Raw genomic sequence first — 14603 nt, forward strand, 5'->3', positions numbered from 1 at the left:
GATTGGCTATCGACCCTATTCATGTCTATCTCCCCACCCCGTTCCGGTTACACTTTACCAGTTTTTGCCTGTGCCAGTGCGATCGCATCTCTCCAGCATCTCCACGGCGAAAATGAGCTAAATTCCGTTACTTTTAATCTTTTAGAACCGCCAGAAGCCGTTACTATTGCCATCGAACAAGTTGCCCGACTTAACCCCGATGCTGCCCTAGCTATCACCCGCAGCGATCCGGGGGACAATTTAGATTTAACTAGAAATACCCCTATATGGGCGTTAGTAGAAAGAAAAACGGGTAATCAAGAGATAGAGATTCAAGGCGGCGAAGGAATCGGCCTACAGGTTGATAATGGCGGAAAATCAGCTATTTATAGTTATGCCCAGCGTCTGCTGCAAGAAAACCTCAGACCCCTGTTACTGCCCCAAGAAAGCATCAAAGTGACGATTATCCTTCCAGAAGGCAAAAAACTGGCCACAAGGACTTCTAACGCCGCTTTTGGGGTGGTAGAGGGATTATCTTTGTTGGGTACTACTGGCATTTCCCAACCCCTGAGCGCCCCCGGACAGTTAGAAATCTTTCGCGAGCAATTAAAAATTTTATCCCGTCGTTTCGATCGCTTGGTGTTTTGTATCGGGGAAAATGGCTTAGATTTAGCCCCTCAAATGGGGATTAATCCTGATATTTTGGTAAAAACAGCCAATTGGATCGGGCCGATGTTATTAGAGGCACAATTACAGGGAATCTCTGAAATTCTTTTGTTTGGTTATCACGGTAAATTAATTAAACTTGCCGGGGGAATCTTTCAGACTCACCATCATCTCGCCGATGGTCGTCGGGAAATTCTTACCGCCTACGCCGCTAAAATGGGTTTAGCTACCCCCCATCTCCAGCAAATTTTTGACAGTAGCACCAGCGAAAACGGTCTGGAATATCTGCGTCAATTAGACCGGCAAACGGGAGATAATTGGGTGGAACGCATCTATGGAGAAATGGCTAATACGATTGATCGCCGTTGCCAAGAATACGTTTATAACCACAGTAACGGTCATCTTGGGGTCGGTTGTATTTTATTCGATCGCTCTCGTTCTTTGATCAGCAAAAGCGAAAATGGCCTTAAATTTTTGCAAAATCTACCAGTTACTCCCCAGTGACCGTGCTATGATCGTGGGAATATTTAGTCTTAAAAAATGAAACTAATAAGGCCATACTATTGTAGCTTATTTCCAGAACAATAGCCGATTTAGTTCACAAATCTTTAACCTTTTCCTGCCAGTTTCTTTTTTTGATCGCAGTGACAACTCAAACCCCCCTTCCTACCCCTGAAGAGACTTTGCCCTCAGAGTCCTTCACTAATAGCCTTAATCGTCAAATAATCATCATTCTTGACTTTGGCTCCCAGTATTCTGAATTAATCGCCCGCAGAATCCGGGAAACGAACGTTTACTCCGAAGTTCTCTCCTATCGTACCAGTGCCGAACAATTGGCCCAAATCAACCCGAAAGGAATAATTCTTTCGGGCGGTCCCAATTCCGTCTATGATCCTGGAGCGCCCCACTGTGATCCCGAAATTTGGAATTTAGGTGTACCCGTCCTCGGAGTTTGCTACGGGATGCAATTGATGGTACAGCAGTTAGGGGGCAGGGTAGAACGGGCAAAACGGGCCGAATACGGCAAAGCATCCCTATTTATCAACGATCCTACCGATTTATTAACCAATGTCGAGAACGGCTCCACCGCATGGATGAGTCACGGAGATTCCTGCGTGGAATTGCCCGCGGGTTTTGAAATTCTCGCTCATACCGATAATACCGATTGTGCGGCCATTGCCGATCACGAGAAAAAACTCTTTGGAGTGCAGTTTCACCCGGAAGTTGTCCATTCTGTGGGAGGAATCGCCTTAATTCGCAATTTCGTCTATCATATCTGCAAATGCGAACCCACTTGGACCACGGCAGCTTTTGTCGAGGAATCGATCCGAGAAATTAGGGCAAAAGTGGGCGATAAGCGAGTTTTATTGGCTTTATCCGGCGGTGTGGACTCCTCTACCTTAGCATTCCTCTTGCATCGAGCGATCGGTGATCAACTAACCTGTATGTTTATCGATCAGGGATTCATGCGTAAGGGTGAACCAGAACGATTAATGCAGATATTTAACGAGCAATTCCATATTAGAGTCGAGTATGTCAACGCTAGAGAGCGATTTTTAGCGCAAGTGGCCGGTGTCACCGATCCCGAAGAAAAGCGCCGTCGTATCGGCCATGAATTTATTCAGGTCTTTGAAGAAGAATCGAATCGTTTGGGACCCTTTGATTATCTGGCCCAAGGAACTTTATATCCCGATGTGATTGAATCGGCCGATAGTAATGTGGATCCCAAAACCGGGGAAAGAGTAGCGGTTAAAATTAAAAGTCATCATAACGTTGGTGGACTGCCGAAAAATCTCCGGTTTAAATTAGTCGAACCCCTGCGAAAATTATTTAAGGATGAGGTGAGAAAATTAGGTCGATCGATCGGTCTTCCAGAAGAAATTGTTCGTCGTCAACCTTTCCCCGGCCCCGGTTTAGCGATTCGCATTTTAGGGGAAGTCACCGCAGATAAATTAAATATTTTGCGCGATGCAGATTGGGTGGTGCGCGATGAGATTAATAAGCAGGGAATGTATCACGATTTCTGGCAAGCTTTCGCGGTTTTATTGCCTGTCCGCAGTGTGGGAGTGATGGGAGATCAACGCACCTACGCTTATCCTATTGTCCTACGTTTAGTCAGCAGTGAAGACGGAATGACTGCCGATTGGTCGCGGGTTCCCTATGATTTATTGGAGACAATTTCTAATCGCATTGTCAATGAAGTTAAGGGAGTTAACCGCGTGGTTTATGATATTACTTCTAAGCCACCCGGAACTATAGAATGGGAGTAGTATTGAATTATTGATTGATTGTTAGTCCCGTCCAAATATTGGGGCGGGATTTTTGCAGAATAGACAATTGAGGAGATTAATTACTACCATGACACAGTTAGAGATTTTAGAAGAAATAGAAGCGGTGGATTTTGCGGAAGAAGAAGAAGATATTGCAGGAGAATCAGCAAACCAAAAAAAGCTACAACTCAAAGAAATCTCCGAGACTGTTGTTGCTGGAAGTGATTGGACTACCGCAACGATCCGCGATCAATTAATTCGAGAAAATATTCAACTCAATCCGCGCTTTCAAAGACGAGATGCTTGGAATATTACTCGTAAAAGTCGATTTATTGAATCCCTAATTCTAGGGTTTCCAGTCCCACTGATTGTCTTAGCTACTAATAATAAGGAAAAAGGGAAATTTATCGTTCTTGATGGCAAACAACGCCTACTAACAATTTTACAGTTTTATGGTGACAGTGCCACACCTAATAATAGTTTTACTTTAAAAGATTTAGAATTTCTAGATAATCTCAATGGCTGCCAATATCAGGATCTAGAAAATGACTTCAATTTAAATGATTTCTTAGACCAACTGGATAATCAAACTATCCGCACGATTGTTATCCGTAATTGGAAAACGGAGAGTTTCCTCCATAAAATTTTTCTGCGTCTCAATGTGGAAAATACCCCTTTGTCTTCTCAAGAATTAAGACAAGCATTACACCCAGGGGGTTTTATTAATTTTTTAGATGATCGAGCGATCGAAAGTCAAGCATTAAAGAAAATATTTAAATCTTCCTATCCCGATTTCCGGATGCGCGACACTGATATATTATTGCGTTATGTAGCTTTTCATTATTATTTATCCGATTATCGCGGTGATGTTCAGATGCTTCTAGATAAAACCTGTCAAAATTTCAATCAAGAATGGGAAAAACGCTCAGATGAAATTATCAATGTTGTTGATCAATTTGAAAAAGCTGTCCAGACAACGATTAATATTTTTGGAGAGAAAAACTTTTCTCGTCTCTGGTTATATAAAGAAAAAAAGTATCGAAGTCAGTTCAATCGAGCAATTTTAGATGTGATGGTTTTTTACTTTTGCGATGATCTAATTAGAGCAGCTGCCGAGAAAAACAAAGAACAGATAGAAAATGCTTTTAAAGAATTATTATCTAACCCTGACAATGAATTTAGGAACTCAGTAGAAAAAACTACTAAAAGTATTAGAGCAACTTACAATCGTTTTAATTTATGGGGTCAAGCTTTATCAAAAGTATTAGATATTAACTTCAATATTCCTCAGATGGAAGACAATCGTATTATTTTTAAGGGGTTAAGATAGTTAGTTTTTTTACTATGCCGAAATCTCTAAGATTTAGACAACTAACCAAAGAATTGAATCGACTAAAAAAACAATTCCTACCTCGTAAATTTAGCGAGATAAATGAATATTCTGAAAGACAATTAGCTTTAACTTTTGCCTATCGAGTTTTTGCTCATGCTGAGATTGAATCTTATCTTGAAGATCGAGTTTGGGATACAGTACAGACAGCAAAAAATATCTGGGATAATCAAGGTAAAGCTGGTCGAGTTTTGTTATGTGTAATCGCTTTTTCTGGTCAAGAAATGGAAAATCCTCCCGATACCATTACTCCTCTTAAAGGTAACAAAAATGTCTCCCTAGACAAACTGAAAATAACTAAAAAAATTGACATAGTGATTAGATGTTTTAAATCAGTTATCGATCAAAATCATGGGATTAAGGAAACTAACCTATTAAAATTACTCTTACCAATCGGCATCGATAGTGATGACTTAGATAAAGTTTGGTTAGCCAATATGAATACTTTTGGAGAAGAACGCGGTGAAATCGCTCATTCTTCGGCAATAAAAACGAAAAAAACGCCTAACCCTGCCGACGAATTAGAAAGAGTTAAACAAATTATTCAAGAATTAGAGAAAGTCGATCAATTGATTACTAATTTGCTCAAGTAATTGCACTCTTAATAAAACTTAAATTTTTAATTATATCAGAAATACAGTATAATGAAATGCAGAGAATAGAGAGCTAATCATCAAAGTGAAACATAGACCAATTGCGATCGATTTATTTGCCGGCTGCGGTGGGATGTCCCTTGGTCTAGAAGCGGCGGGATTTGATATTGCTGTAGCGGTGGAGTTTGATGCAGTCCATTCCTTGGTTCATCATTTTAACTTTCCCTATTGTCAAACTATCTGCCGGGATATAGCCAAAGTAACAAGTAGAGAAATATGGGAATTATTAAAACTAAAAGGCTATGCCACTGATGTTAGTTTAATTGCTGGTGGTCCGCCGTGCCAAGGTTTTTCACTGATTGGTAAACGACAAATAGATGATCCTAGAAATTCTCTTGTATTTGAATATCTGCGGATTGTAGGGGAAATTAAACCCAAGTATTTTATCTTTGAAAATGTTCCCGGCATGGCTACGGGTAAACATAAACAATTTTTAGAGGAGTTAATCTCTGAATTTGAAGCTATTGGCTATACAATCAATCAGCCAATTAAAATCCTTGATGCCAGTGAATACGGCGCACCACAAAAGCGCAGAAGATTAATCTTAATTGGTAGTCGAAAAGACGTGACGATGGCTAAATATCCCCTGGCAAAGACCGTCGATTTGAACTCAGCCAAAAAATCAGCTTTTACCAGCGTCTATGATGCGATTTCAGATTTAGAATTAATACCAGCCTTTATCGATACTGATTTAGGCATACCCGCATCAAAATTAGATTATAGTGGTAAGAGGAAAAAATATTCAGTGCAGCCAAGGGATATTTTTAAACTTTGCCATCAAAGAACAGTAGATACAAAAATCTATGGACATATAGGCTCAGTTCATACCCAAAGATCAATTAATAGATTTATCGTAACCGAACCGGGTACAGTGGAACCAAAAAGTCGCTTTTTCAAGCTTTCTCCCACTGGTTTATGCAATACTCTCCGGGCCGGAACTAATAGTGACAAAGGGGCCTATACTGCTCCTAGACCCATTCACTATTCTATTCCTCGTTGTATTACTGTACGAGAAGCCGCCAGATTACATACATTCCCCGATTGGTTTCAGTTTCACCGCACAATATGGCATGGTTTTCGTGAGATTGGTAATGCGGTTATTCCGCTATTATCGAAAGAACTTGGCTCTTCTGTGATGGGAGCAATGAATATCAATACCGCTAATCTCAACCGAGTTATTTTAGAAAAAATGCCCGAAGACTTATTGCTATATAATATGTCTCAGGCATCAAACTATTGGGGAATCCCTGACGATGTTATCGCGAAAAGAAAACGAGGTGTCTCTCAGAGATAGTACGATTAACTGCCAATCGAACTTGAAAAACTCGCTCCCATCTTCTCACTCTCCTATACTTTTTAAACAGGATTTACTATCATTTTTATTATTCGGTAACCGTCCACCAAGCGAGAGCAAAAGCTTGTTCTTTCTCGTTAACTTGTTGACGATATTGAACCCGAATTTTATACTTTCCAGAGATGGGGACAGGACAAAAAATATGCTCTAAACTATCACTATCACTCAGGGAAGCGCAGGTGTATTTAGTATTATTATCCTCCTGGTCAGGTAAAAGATAAACATCTAAATTATTCAGGCCGCGATCTCGGAAACTTTCATCGAGATCATAGAGATTATTGCCATTAGTATCGATTAGTTCTACCAAACGATCCCAAGCTAAAGTTATCGAAACAAAACTATTAGCTTTTAAGGGCTTCTCTAGGGCATAATCTTGATAACTATTAGCGGTAACTGTAGCGTAATCCCAACCAATAGGAGGAATAGATTCTGCGGCGGACCATTGACCATTACTAAACTGTTGGTAGGCGCGAAAAGTGTTAAGATGTCCCGTCCCCATCTGAATATCTAAAGGAATTTTCGGGTCTTTATAAGCATCGGACTCTAACCAAGTTTTTTGGTCCTTAGTTAAGACTGTCCGTCTCATACCTAACCGTAACCCATCCCCCGTATCTTTAATTTTATCGGCAGCATTAAGCATCACTGCCTTCATTACTTGATGATGACGAGAATCGAGACTCCAATGGGGATTTTTTTGATTAATTTGTTGATCGCCGTATTCTTGTAAAAGCGCCACGGATGCCGTAATATGAGGGGCAGCGAAACTGGTGCCACTAACAGTATTTAATTTACCTTTGAGATCATAAAGCTCTATTTTATTGCCGGGGGCAACTAAATTAATCGACCGTCGCGAACCATCATTAATTTCCCGTTTAATTAAACTGCGACCAATACCCACTGGCAAAGCACTAATATTAGCAAAATCAACTTTAGTAAATTTTCCTTCTCTTTTCGCTGTATAAGCGGTAGTAATGCCGTTAAAATGATCGGTGGGAATGGGAATTCCTCCCTTACCTTGATTACCGGCAATTACATAAAGAACATCATCAACTCGCGATGACCAATCAACACATTGAGTTAATAAAGCTTGACCATCTAATTTTGGTTCCTGTCGTTGATCTCTTTGCAAAGATTCCCCAAAACTAAAGTTAATTGCTCGCACATCACCGCTATTTTGTCGGGCAATATTTTGACTGGTAAGACATTCTTCCGGTTGTCCGCCGCGTCGCAAAGAACCCACCGCCCCCGAATATAATCTCGCTTTTGGGGCCACTCCGGGGATTTTTTTATCATCACTGACCATCACCGTCGCCACCATAGCGGCGTGATTATCTAGATAGGTGTTGGGTTTGGCAATTTGATCGCGAAAAAAAACACCGGCTAATTTATAGGGGGGTCGCCAAGCTGCCACTTTATCATAACCGAACTGAGCCGGTCGGCCGATTTCCACTTGACCGATGGCAATTTTTCGCCCTAATAAATTATAGGGTTCTGCCCGCAGGCGATCGGCATAAATTCCCTGTTCACCGATGGAATTAGAAAGAACTAGGGAAGGAAGGAGAATTATCGTTACTACTAACCCGACGACAAACCAAAACCCTCTTTTCATCATCAGCAATCCTGCGGCAGTAAGGTGATACCGATCCATTCTAGGACAGAAATCTCAGAAAATACCTAAATCTCTTTTTTGGCTAGGCGGGATGGTAATAAAAAGCCACTGCCAAGATTAAATAGGTGGCTAGTAATAGGGTTCCATCTAACCAATTGGAACGACCGGTAAAGCTGATTAAATTAGTGACAACCACCGCTACAATCAAAGCCACCACGTTAAAGGGATTAAAATTTAAATCCATGGGTTGCTGCCAAAATTGACCGATAAAAACTAATAAAGGTGCTACGAATAAAGCCACCAATAAACTATCACCCATCGCCACGGAAACCGTTAAATCCATCTGATTTTTTAGGGCTAATTGAATGACGGTAACTATTCCAGAAACATCGCTAATTAAAGGGATGAAAATCACCCCGATAAAGAGAGGAGTGAGATGAAATCCTTCCATCACCGATTCCACTACATCAACAAATAAATCCGACTCATAAGCTACAGCTACGGTGGAAGTAAGCAGCACAAGTAACCAAATCCAGACTTGAGCTTTTTCTTCCTCACTAACCTGATTGTCGGGGGTATTTTCATTACTTAATCCCACTTCGTAGAGATAGCTATGGGTTTTGAGGGAAAATAATAAAGTTAACCCGTAAACTATTAATAAAACCGTGGCGGTGACTAGGGAAAGACTGAGAATATCGGCAACTTCCACCACGTTAGAAGTATATATTACCAAAGTTGGTAAAGCGATCGCTATTACTGCTAAAGTCATGGAAGAACCATTTACCCGCGCTAAAATCGGTTTAAATTCTTGCTCTTTGTAGCGAATTCCTCCCGTGAGCATTCCCATGCCCATAAATAATAATAAATCGCTGAGAATACTACCGGTAATACTGGCTTGTACGATGTCCACCAAGCCTTTTTTTAGGGCAATTAAGGCAATAACTAAAGTGGTAGTATTGCCAAAGATAGCATTAACTAATCCTCCCAAAGTTGGCCCAGTGACTACGGCAACTCTTTCCACAGACGTACTTAACCAAATTGACAGGGGAATGATCGATAAAGCGGCAGTGATAAAAATAGCTTGATCTCCCCAATTAAGACGACTAGCGACCACCGATAGGGGAATAAATAATAGGAAAGCAAAGGAGACAATTTTTCTTAAATTCATGGGTTATTAATGGCGATTTCTCCCACCATTCCCGCTTCAGCATGACCTGGAATAGTACAGATTAATTTATACTTACCAGTTTTGAGAGGAACTATTACCCATTCTGCCTGTGCATTAGGTTTTAATTCTAGTTCGTGAATTGCCCCTTTAATCTCCACTTTTCCCGCTTCAACTTTCTGCGTCCAACTAGCATCGGCGAAGTCTTTAGCGGTAAAATAATGTTTAGTGGGACTGGGATTATCGAGGATTAATTTGTATTTTTGTCCAGCAATAAAGTCTAGTTGACTAGGAAAGAATTTTAATTCTCCTTGCCCGGAGCCTAGACTAATTTTAACTTCTAGAGGGGCGGAGCCGGCGAAGGCCGGAAAAGTCACTAACCAACAACTAATTAAAACTATTACTACTGCCACAAATTTTTGGTAGATATCCTTGCCAGCGAAGTAGGGATTAGAATTCATTTTGCTCCTGCAGCTTATAATAAGCTGTTGACTATCTAAATTGCTCGTTAAGACTGAACCGGAGTGCCGGAGTTGGGAGCAGGGAGAGGAAGTTTTAGCATTTGTACTAAAATTTCCAATATGCAGTTTAAATGCAGTACAGCTTAGAGAAAATCTGGCGGCTTTGACGATAACTTTACAACAAGTGGTGATTCTGACCGGCTGTCTTCCCTTCCATTCCCTAAAAGTCCCTTGGCCACTGTTCAAACCTCGGGACTTCTAGCCACTCTCAGTTAAATCGACAAAATTAATCTAAGCTATCGGGAGAATGGGGATAAAGTTGTTCGGCTTCCGGACAATCTTCCGAGACATTAATATCAGGATTCGTCCGCGACACCGAGGCCAGTTTTCTGCTAACCGCACCAATACTTTCTAAACGCACCATTTCTTCCCAAGAAGAAATTTCGTCTTCTTCTTCTGTTTCGTAGCGAATGGTGACGAGATCGCTTTCTAGATCGATAATACGAGCATTATCAATCCATCTTTGCTGATCGCGCAAGAAAATGCAGACTTCCTGACCATCCATACAGAATTGATAAATCTTGCGGTGTAACATAAATTGCTCCTAAACAGCTTCTTTTGTTGGATTTAACTAACGGGAAGTGACAAAATGCCAATCTTAGCAATAGCTCAAAAATTCCCGTGGATAACACAAAAGGGAGAAAAATTCCGATAGTAGTGGCAAGAATGGGAAAGAAAAGTCAGGTTTCCAGTTTGGGGCTACGTTCTTCAAAGACATCGATTCGATTAATAGACGGCTTCGGCGATTCACTAAAAAATCGCCCTTATAGAGTCATTGTTACATAAATTTTCACCTGATAACAGCATCTGTGGATGGAATGGGGTGATGGGGTGATGGGGTGATGAGGTGATGGGGAGATGGGGAGATGGGGAGATGGGGGAATTTCAACTAAAACCCTAAAACCCCAACACCTAACCCCGATGCTGATTTAAAATAGCCATCATCTTTTGGGCCACCGCTGCTGTTTGTTCGAGCATGGCAAAATGACCGCAATCGGACAACTCAATCACGTTGCCGCCAGTTTCAAACAAGGGATGAAAACTCGCCAGATGGTTAACGTACTTAACTTCCATAATCGTGTCCTCTTTCCCCGCCAGAAAATAGACCGGCTGCGGGAGACGGGAGACAATCTGGGGTAAAAGATGAACTTCGCCGATAGTGGTGGTTTCCAAAAGTGACCCTAGGGCCGCTTGGTAATCGGCCCGGACAAAATCAATCACTCGCTGTTTGCCCCATTTTTTACTTAGGGGTTGCTTGACCATCATCCGCGAGAATAAAACATCAATCAAGGGAACACCGGGCAACCAAGGCGGTCTTCTCTGTAAAATCTGTCTTCCGGCTTCCCGAAAGCGCTCAAATTCCTCCTTTAGATAGATGCCACCGCCGGCATTCATACAGATTACCCCTTTAATCCGTTCAGGACAGATATCCGCGGACCACAAAGCCACACTACCACCGAGGGAATGACCAACTAACCAAGCAGCATCGAGGTTTAAGCGGTTAAGAAGGGTAATAACGTCTTGGGAGTAGGATTCAAGGTTATAACTACTAGGAGGACTGTTAGAGGTGATTTTTTGGGAGTCGCCGAAGCCCCGGAGATCGTAAACTAGACAGGGATAATCCGGGGAGAGAATATCTACCAAAGGCTGCCAGTAGTGACGACTCAGCAGCCAACCGTGTATAAAGACTAAAACCGGTTTATCCGCTCGGGGCGAAAATAACTCGTAACTGTGGGATACTCCCGATATGTCGATGGTAGGCATATAATCAATCTCAACCTAAGTTAAACCGTTGATAGGGGTTACTAGGGAAACTTCTAGAGAAAAATCGGTGTATTTAGCCTTGTTTACAGAGCAGAATCAGGGAAGCTTAGGATTTTCCCTGATAGCTGATCAATCAATGCTATAGACAATTTCAAAAGCTTCTACTTTAAGTATAAAACACTGGGGATACCTCCCTAAAATAGGATGACAACCCTAGACCAGGATTTATCTATGAAATGCGATCGCTTTTTAACTCTTTCCCTAGTGTTAAGTCTGGGATTAGTTTTTCCCCCCTCTTTACCCGCACAAAATCCCCCCGCTACCACCTTTCAACCGGGTCCTTGGCAGCCTGTTGCTAGGGTGAATATGAGTCGTCCCGTGGAGATCAAAATTATCAATCAAACCGATATTGACCTCAATTATGACCTATCGGCCAATATTAATTCTTCTCCCCAATTATTATCTCCGGGTACGGAGACAACCCTAAGAGGTTTCGTAATTCCAGCATATATTCTGATTAATCGGGCTAATGCCGCCGCGGATCGCTATTCTTCTAGTTTAATCTATGCCGTAGAGGTCAGTGATGATAATTTAGTCACGATTACTGTCACCAAAGTTCCGGGGAGTACCCCCGGTTATACCACCTTTAACATCAATCAACAGGGTGCTATTTATATTTACTAGCTCTAGCTTAAACTGTTGTGGAGCCACCCCGATAATTATCCCTGCACTTTCTTAATTAATTCCTCCCGCAGGGGTTGTAGGAGAGTATCGAATTCGGGGAAATAATCGGGAGTAGCAAACAGATTATTAAACCATGTAGTGACGGCAATATTATCGACCACGGGAGTAAAATCAAACGGTTGAACCCCATCGATATGACGACTGTTTACCCCAAAACCTGCCCTTTGACGACGATATGGCCAAGGGGTTGCCTTTTCTCTTAACCAGAGGTCAAAGTTAGCAGATTTGGCCATGGAATCGGCTAAATTTTTCTCTATCTCGGTCGGTAAAAAACTTTTTTGAGATTGTAACCATGCTTGTGGTAAAAGCTTCCCTCTTTCAGGGGGATTTAACCAAGCTTGTTTCAGTAAATCTACTCCGGGTAAGGGATTTTTTAGGGAGGGATTTAATAAAGCTTTTCCCACTTCTTTCCCGGATTTTTGCCAATCTTGGGCCGCTTTCAGTTCATCCCCGCGCCACCAGGACAAACTCCCACGATAAAAATGCAGATTATTTTTCAAATTCTCGGAAGGGTTACTTTGCAAAAGCTGACTATAAATTGAATCAACCCTGTCTAACATTTTTGTGTATATTGGTTGTAGGCTGGGTAAACGCCAGAGGGAACTGGTAATAAATAAAGGATCACGCACAGCTTCTAAAGCAAAAGCTTCTATAGCTAAATCGGGTTGATTTTGGGCCAGTAAACTGACGGCCAAACCCTGAAACACTCCTCTTTTAGCGGGGATTAATTTTATTGATTCGATAAAGGATTTAGTTGCTGCGCTGGGATTTTGCCTCAGTTGCAACCATCCCAGATTACTGTGGCCGAATTCTTGATAGGGAGAAACCTGATTTCCTACTTGAAAATATTTAATTCCCTCGTTTAAAGCCTGAAGATTATTGGTATTAATAGCTAAATCGCCTAAATTCCAACCTAATTGATAGGGATAATAGGGTTCCCAGGGGGCTAATTGATGGGCTTTAATCAGAGTATCGTGAAAAGGTGCGATCTTTTTTTCTGCCAAAAAATCGAAGCCATAACTAGAAAGTTGCCAAGCGCGATGAATAGGAAGTAACCAAATTATCATGACTAACACAATTCCCAATCCTGTAAAAAAGATACCTTTTGGGGGAATAGCTAAAAACTTAGTTTCTTTTCTAGGTAAGGAAGAAGTCAGACAAGCTAGGTAAATAGTTAAGGTTCCGGCAATAGCAATATTATCTAATTGATAATCGGTTAAACTCATTAATCCGTAGCCGAATAATCCTGTATAAACACAGGGCAGTAAAATTTGATCGCTGAAATTGTCAGGGGCGGGAGAACGAAAAAAATGAAAAATCAGGACTATAACCAGTCCAATCCCTGCTAAAATGCCCCAAATGCCTAATTCAGCAAATAATTGAGCGGGGGTGCTATGCAGTTGATAAATCAATTCTGATGCCCTTCCCGCTATCAGGGGACGGTAGTGCTGATAAGTGATAGGAACATTGCCTAAACCAATCCCCGTCAAAAGATTTTCACTGCCCATCTGCCAACCGATAAGGGTATTAATCCAACGATAGGAAAATTCGTTATCTCCTCCTCCCTGTACTAGGGAAGTTATCACGGTTTTTAGACGATTATTAGCGAAGATAACAATAAATAAAAACAGCAAAGTGGCTAATCCTCCTAATCCTAACCAGAGTCGGGGAATTTGACTTCTAAAAATTAAAATTCCTAATCCTATTACACAAACCCCGATTAATCCTAGCCAACCACCCCGAGAACTGGTAGTGTAGAGATCGAGAATGCCTAAACCAATACCGGTAAACCATAGCCAACGCTGCCAATTTTTAGCCAATATAGCTAATCCCAATAGTAAAGGTAAGGCAAGAACGAGAAAACCCGCCACATAATTTTGATGACCCAAGGGCGCCCAATTGCGTAACTCTAAGACTGAAAAATCAAAAGAAATCTCGACTCCATTTTGCTGTAATTCCCTAATCCTTGCTAATTCCGGTGATAAAGTTTGGCTTGTCCACAAAAAAAGACTGATAATAATAAAAGCCAGACTGAGATAACCTTGAAAACTGAGGATAGCATAGCGTCGCTGGGGAGAATTATCAGTGATAATCCATTGATGCAGGGCGTATAAAGCGCAGATAATACCAATAGCTGCCCAACTATACCAGCGCGCTTGATTGGGAAATGGGGAGAAAAGACTAGAAATAATTAATCCCAAAACTATAATCCCAGTTATCAGATCAAAACCATTACCCAAACCAGTCAAGCTTTTATGGTGCCAAATCTGGGATAATAACCATAAAATCGGACAGAGTAAACCGATTTGCCAGATAGCGACCCAAGGCCACTGTACCATGAGACTATGACTATCGGCCATCAGGGTGAAAATTGCGTAGAGAAAAGCGGTAAGCAGTAACCACAGACGGGAAGTGGCAATATCGTTAGTCGTCTCAGTCATAGCGGGTGGATCGAGGATTAAAATTAATAAGTTATCTCAATTATTCT

12 protein-coding genes are annotated in these 14603 nt (G+C 41.4%); 6 read left to right on the forward strand and 6 right to left on the reverse strand.

Annotated features, from left to right (window positions below; genetic code table 11):
* Positions 1–21 precede the first annotated feature (21 nt).
* The 5 genes from cbiD (at position 22) to RAM70_RS06050 (ending at position 6252) form a co-directional block, all read left to right on the forward strand.
* Positions 22–1149, forward strand: a complete 1128-nt coding sequence (cbiD, locus tag RAM70_RS06030) for a cobalt-precorrin-5B (C(1))-methyltransferase CbiD (protein ID WP_190380980.1) — start codon at positions 22–24, stop codon at positions 1147–1149.
* A 140-nt stretch (positions 1150–1289) separates the two neighbouring features.
* A complete protein-coding gene (guaA, locus tag RAM70_RS06035; RefSeq protein ID WP_045359561.1) occupies positions 1290–2915 on the forward strand; it encodes a glutamine-hydrolyzing GMP synthase in 1626 nt (541 codons plus the stop codon).
* An 88-nt stretch (positions 2916–3003) separates the two neighbouring features.
* The gene (locus RAM70_RS06040) at positions 3004–4245 is read left to right on the forward strand and encodes a GmrSD restriction endonuclease domain-containing protein (protein ID WP_312672788.1); all 1242 of its coding nucleotides are present in this window, start codon (positions 3004–3006) and stop codon (positions 4243–4245) included.
* Positions 4246–4259: 14 nt separating this feature from the next.
* Positions 4260–4898 carry a HEPN domain-containing protein gene (locus tag RAM70_RS06045; protein WP_312672790.1) on the forward strand — a complete coding sequence of 213 codons (639 nt, stop codon included), beginning with the start codon at positions 4260–4262 and terminating at the stop codon, positions 4896–4898.
* An 85-nt stretch (positions 4899–4983) separates the two neighbouring features.
* Positions 4984–6252, forward strand: a complete 1269-nt coding sequence (locus tag RAM70_RS06050) for a DNA cytosine methyltransferase (RefSeq protein ID WP_045359514.1) — start codon at positions 4984–4986, stop codon at positions 6250–6252.
* A gap of 88 nt (positions 6253–6340) precedes the next feature.
* On the opposite strand, the gene RAM70_RS06055 is transcribed toward RAM70_RS06050, so the two are convergent.
* From RAM70_RS06055 to RAM70_RS06075, 5 genes are all read right to left on the reverse strand, one after another.
* Complete coding sequence (locus tag RAM70_RS06055) at positions 6341–7960, reverse strand: S8 family serine peptidase (protein WP_312672793.1); 1620 nt, start codon at positions 7958–7960, stop codon at positions 6341–6343.
* A 43-nt stretch (positions 7961–8003) separates the two neighbouring features.
* Complete coding sequence (cax, locus tag RAM70_RS06060) at positions 8004–9089, reverse strand: calcium/proton exchanger (RefSeq protein WP_288002120.1); 1086 nt, start codon at positions 9087–9089, stop codon at positions 8004–8006.
* The gene (locus tag RAM70_RS06065) at positions 9086–9547 is read right to left on the reverse strand and encodes a cupredoxin domain-containing protein (protein ID WP_002741915.1); all 462 of its coding nucleotides are present in this window, start codon (positions 9545–9547) and stop codon (positions 9086–9088) included. Before RAM70_RS06065 ends, cax begins: the two co-directional genes overlap by 4 nt.
* A 286-nt stretch (positions 9548–9833) precedes the next feature.
* Positions 9834–10142 (reverse strand): DUF6679 family protein, encoded by a 309-nt coding sequence (locus RAM70_RS06070; RefSeq protein WP_002735547.1) that lies wholly within the window; start codon positions 10140–10142, stop codon positions 9834–9836.
* A gap of 377 nt (positions 10143–10519) precedes the next feature.
* A complete protein-coding gene (locus RAM70_RS06075) occupies positions 10520–11371 on the reverse strand; it encodes an alpha/beta fold hydrolase (RefSeq protein ID WP_045359519.1) in 852 nt (283 codons plus the stop codon).
* 231 nt (positions 11372–11602) lie between these two features.
* Between RAM70_RS06075 and RAM70_RS06080 the strand changes: the two genes are divergently transcribed.
* Positions 11603–12055: a hypothetical protein gene (locus RAM70_RS06080; RefSeq protein ID WP_312675824.1), complete on the forward strand. Its 453-nt coding sequence runs from the start codon at positions 11603–11605 to the stop codon at positions 12053–12055.
* A gap of 35 nt (positions 12056–12090) precedes the next feature.
* Here RAM70_RS06080 and RAM70_RS06085 read toward each other — a convergent pair whose 3' ends face one another.
* The gene (locus tag RAM70_RS06085) at positions 12091–14556 is read right to left on the reverse strand and encodes an O-antigen ligase family protein (protein WP_045359522.1); all 2466 of its coding nucleotides are present in this window, start codon (positions 14554–14556) and stop codon (positions 12091–12093) included.
* Positions 14557–14603: the final 47 nt, after the last annotated feature.

It is taken from the genome of Microcystis wesenbergii NRERC-220, from assembly GCF_032027425.1.
GTDB classification, from domain to species: Bacteria; Cyanobacteriota; Cyanobacteriia; order Cyanobacteriales; family Microcystaceae; genus Microcystis; species Microcystis wesenbergii_A.